The sequence below is a fragment of the Streptomyces sp. NPDC022910 genome (assembly GCF_055561075.1).
In genome coordinates, this window is sequence record NZ_JBVHHL010000136.1 from 1 (window position 1) to 4,344 (window position 4,344).

At 68.7% G+C, this 4,344-nt stretch carries 3 protein-coding genes; all 3 read right to left on the reverse strand.

What is annotated here, in order from left to right; genetic code table 11:
• Nucleotides 1-346: 346 nt before the first annotated feature.
• On the reverse strand, nt 347-619 hold the full coding sequence (locus tag ACZ3TS_RS42530; RefSeq protein ID WP_467628502.1) for a hypothetical protein: 273 nt from the start codon (nt 617-619) through the stop codon (nt 347-349).
• A 149-nt stretch (nt 620-768) separates the two neighbouring features.
• On the reverse strand, nt 769-2,466 hold the full coding sequence (locus ACZ3TS_RS42535; protein ID WP_467628505.1) for a hypothetical protein: 1,698 nt from the start codon (nt 2,464-2,466) through the stop codon (nt 769-771).
• On the reverse strand, nt 2,463-4,344 hold a 1,882-nt coding region (locus ACZ3TS_RS42540; RefSeq protein WP_467628507.1), incomplete at its 5' end, for an AAA domain-containing protein. The genes ACZ3TS_RS42540 and ACZ3TS_RS42535, both read right to left, overlap by 4 nt.

The following is a 4,344-nucleotide window of genomic DNA, read 5'->3' on the forward strand; positions in this document are numbered from 1 at the left end:
CACGCTCGCGCAGTTCGTCAGGGTACTTACGGGGAGCAGCCATGATCGGCATCCTTCCGGGTCTTCGATGTCTCCATCAAACCCGGGGCGATTCAAAGACCTACCTGGCCCTGTACAAGGAATCCATCGGCCAGTTGAACCGATACTTCGATCAGCCGGTACTCAACAGTCATTATCTGACCGCCGAACGCCTTGCCGAAGAGCTCGATCGGCTCGAAATGTGGGCGGCCAGCCACAGGTTCGAGCCCTACGGGGCACCAGAACATGGCTGGTCCCCTGTCAAAGGCCATGGGGGCCCGACGCCGGTAGGCGTCGCGAACGGGTGCGTGCGTCTGATCAGCCCCGTTCAGTCGGGGGCCCACTCCGTGCACCTGCGGTGGGTGCTGGAGAGTCGGTAAGCGCTACCAGGCAGCACGTTGGCCCTCGGCACGGGAGGGAGGCCGTCGTGGCGCAGGGCGGAGTGGTCGTGCTCGCGGAACTCGATGAGCTGGTAGGCGCAGGCCACCGTGGACGCCTGCGACGACGGGGAGCAGCCTCCATACGTGCTCGGGCCCTGGATCGCGGTGCCGAGGAAACGGGCGAGATCCTGGTCCTCGAGGGTGGTGGTGAGGTCCTTCACCGCGCCCTCTCGGTGAGGTCGGCGATTTCGGCGACATACCGGCAGGAAACCGCGAGGCGGGATACTGCGGTGTTCATGAGCCGAGCGCGTCCGTGCAAGCCCGATGAGGGCCTCGACCGCAAGATGGAGGCCCTCGTCATACCTGCTCGTCAGCTCGGCAGGCGGTCGGCTGCTCCCACTCGATCGCGTCCAGCTCCGGCCCGCTGCCACAGTTCGGCGGCGAGGCGGCCACGGAGCCGGAAGGAGAGAGTCGACAGCCATGTACCGCGCACGCCCACGACCCATTCCCGGGCTGTGGCTGCCACCTCCACCGGATCCCAGGTGTCCGGCAGATGGTCCGTCGTACAGGCGCCGTGGTCCAGGAGCCTGTCGCGGGTCGCGGCACCCTGGGCGCCGATGAGCAGCGACACTCCGCTCGCCTCCGCACCGCCCCGGGGTGAGGGGAGCAGCGGTTGCACCGAGTCCGGGGAGTCCTCGGGCTCCTCCGTCCCCGGCCCCGCCAGGTTCAGGGCCGCCTCCTCGACCCACTTCTCCGCCAGACGCCGCCAGCGGCTCGCAGCGAGCTCCGTGTGGTCGTCGGGGCTCTCCTGCCACCACCCGGAGGCCAGCAGGGCCAGGGTGCTCAGCCCGCGCACGTCGTCGACGAGCACAGCGGGGCTGAGTGCCTGATCCTGCGCCGGCCCGGACAGCAACCCGGCGCCCAGCACGGCGACCGGCCCGTCACCGGTGTCCGCCAGGACGAAGTCGGCCTTGGCGGCCGCCGGTGTTCTGTTGAAGAAGAGCTTTCCCGGAGCCGATCGCCCGCGTGCCGAATCCAGCGCGTCGACCAGGCGTCTGCGTGCCTCTTCCGACACTTCGGCGCAGGACCAGAGCACATCGACACTCACACCGCGGCCGCGCAGGCCGGTGACCACCTCGCTCAGCCGCTTGGCCTGAGCGTCGTCCAAGTGCGAGGCCGCGATCAGCACACGACCGGACGCACGCTCCAGGGCGCGCTCGGCGAGCTGGCGGCTCTCCCCCGCGCACAGGGCCGCTTCGGCGCAGGGCACGGCGGTCGGCTCCGGCTGCGGAACGTCCCCTCCGGCGGTATGCCGGCCCCGGCCGCGGTAGCCTCCCCGCTCCTTCAGCAGACTGCCGAACCTTCTCTGGGCTTCGGAGCCGACCGCGAGGTCCGGGAACTGCTGCTCGGTCTGCTCCAGCACCAGCGGGACGAGCTGTCTCCAGTTGCCGGGCAGGCCCCGCACGGTTCCTTCCTCCAGGTCCACCCGGAGCGGCAGGAAGTACTTTCCGCGCAGCACCCTCGCGTCACTGTCGATCCGGCGGATCCACTGCTGCTCGCCCGAGCTCCGCGGCAGCAGCCACTCGGTCTCGCCTCCGTTGAGCGTCCTGCGGTGCTGACGTCTCCTCAGGGCGAAACCGATCGCCATCCGGCCGGTCTTCCGGCGGATCTCCTCGGCGGTGAACACTTCCAGGTTGTTGATGTGTTCCACCTGGCAGCTGAGCGTTTCCCGCACGATCTTCGCGTGTCTGCGCTGGACCCGCAGGCCGGCCGGCCTGCGGCCCTTGTCGATGGTGACGAGCCCCTCGTCCGTTGCGACGTAGCGGATGTCGTGGTCGCTCTGGACCATGGCCACCCACCCTTCGCGCAGCAGTGTCACCAGCCCTTCGACGAGCAGCCTGTCGTGGACCTGGAACGCTTCGCGCAACTCCTGGAAGACGCGGCCCTCTTCACCCTGGTCCTCGGCGATCAGCCGCAGCAGCAGTTCCTCCAGCTTGCTGTAGGGCCGGCCCACCGCTAGTTCGTACGACACATGAAAGACGTCCAGCGGCAGCAGAACGTGGGTCACAGCCGTTCCCCTTCCGTGTGCGTGGACAAGCGTGTTCCGCTCCTGTGGCCGCCACGCTGCGCACCGATCCGGCGCATCCTCTCGTCCACGCCGGTCAGGTCGGCCGCCACCCGGATCGCCCGGCCGTCGGCGAACATCTTCTCCAGCCGGTCCACCAGAACGGCCACGTGGCGCAGTTCGTGGTATAGCCGTTCGTCGCGCGGCACCTCCGACACCTGGTGCCGGAAGAAGTCCCAGGAGCCGACGAGGATCAGCAGGCGTTCGGCTCGCGATATGAGGACGTTCATCCGTGATGCCGCCTTGAGGAAGCCCAGGCCCTGCCCCGGCGGCTTGATGTTGTTGCGCACCAGGCTGACCGCGACGATCTCGGACTGGTTGCCCTGGAACGAGTCGACGGTGAACACACCTCCCCGGTCCGGCTCGCCGGCCGCGGCGCTCTGTCCGCCGCCGACGCCACGCGGGTCGGGAGCGAGGGCGATCCCGTTACGCCTCAGTTCGGCACGGGTCTCGCCGCCCTGCAGGCGTCTGCCCAGCGCGACCACCTGCTGGGCGTAGGGCGACAGAACGGCGAGGTCGACCGGGTGCGCGGAGTTTCCACGCAGGGAGCGCAGGAAGAGTTCCAGGGCGTGCGCCTCCGCCTCGTTGCGGTACTTCGGCTGAGCCGTCTCTGCGGTACGCGGGTCGGCCGAAGCTGCCGGCAGGTCGAGCCAGACGACGGCCTTGCCTGCCAGCACCGGGGGAGCGGTCAGCCCGTGCGGATCCCGGTGGTGGGTGTGGTGCTCCAGTCTTCCCTCGTAGTACGTCTCCGAGACGAGGTCACCGATGTCCGGATGCATGCGGTACTGACCGGTGAGCATGCCCCCGCCGTCTTCGTGCTCCACGGACAGGTCGTGCAGCTGGCCGAAGAAGGTGAGCCACCGGTTGCAGTACGCGGTGAAGTACTTTTTCCCCTCGTCGGGCTTGTCGCGCCACCGGTTGAGCACCTCCCAGTCGACCAGCCCGTCGGCGCCTCCGAGGTCGCGCAGGGCCCGCACAGCCCGCTCCGGGTTGGAGAGCGCCTTCCTGTACTCCTCCATCCGGTAGGGAGGCAACTGCTGGGGATCTCCGATCAGCAGCCACCGGTGACCGAGATAGAGGGGCAGGGCCAGTTCGAAGCCGTGGGCCTTTCCGGCCTCTTCGACGATCGACCAGTCGTAGCTCACCTCTCCCGCCAGCCCCGCGAGGCCGCCGTCGCTCGCGCTGCTGTAGGTGATGCTGGCGCTCCGCCGCACGAGTTCCTGGAACTCGCCGGCCTGGGTGGCCTGCTGGGTGACGATCTCCTGGCGCATGGTCCGGCACGCTTCCAGCCAGTCGGCGGTCACCTCGGACAGGGGCTTCTGCGCCTGGAGCGCTTCCAGCTTTCTGACGGTGGTGTCCAGGAGTTTTCGGGCCACGGACTGGACCGACCAGGGCTCATCCTGGGAATCCCTGGTCTGCAGCGGACCCTTCGTCGGGAGCAGTCTGATCGACAGCGGCCGGCTCTCGTCCGGGATGTCGGCGAACGCCTCGCCCTCGACCTTCGTCTTCAGGACGTCCACCGCCGAGTGCGCCTGTGCGGTGATGAGGATCTGGGCCATCGGATCCTCGGCGAGGATCTCGCGCAGCAGCCACGCCGCCATGTGTGTCTTGCCGGTGCCGGGCGGCCCTTGCACCGTGTAGATCGGGCGCGAGCCGAGGATGGCGCCGATCTGCGCGCGCTTGCTGGCATCGACGGGGCGCCGGTCGAGTGCGTCGGGACGGGCGCCTGACCATCCCCTCGTAGCGTGGAGCCCGTGATTGCAGGGGAAGTTGGGATTCATGGGGTCCAAGAAGAAGCCGCCGTACGACGCCGAGTTCCGT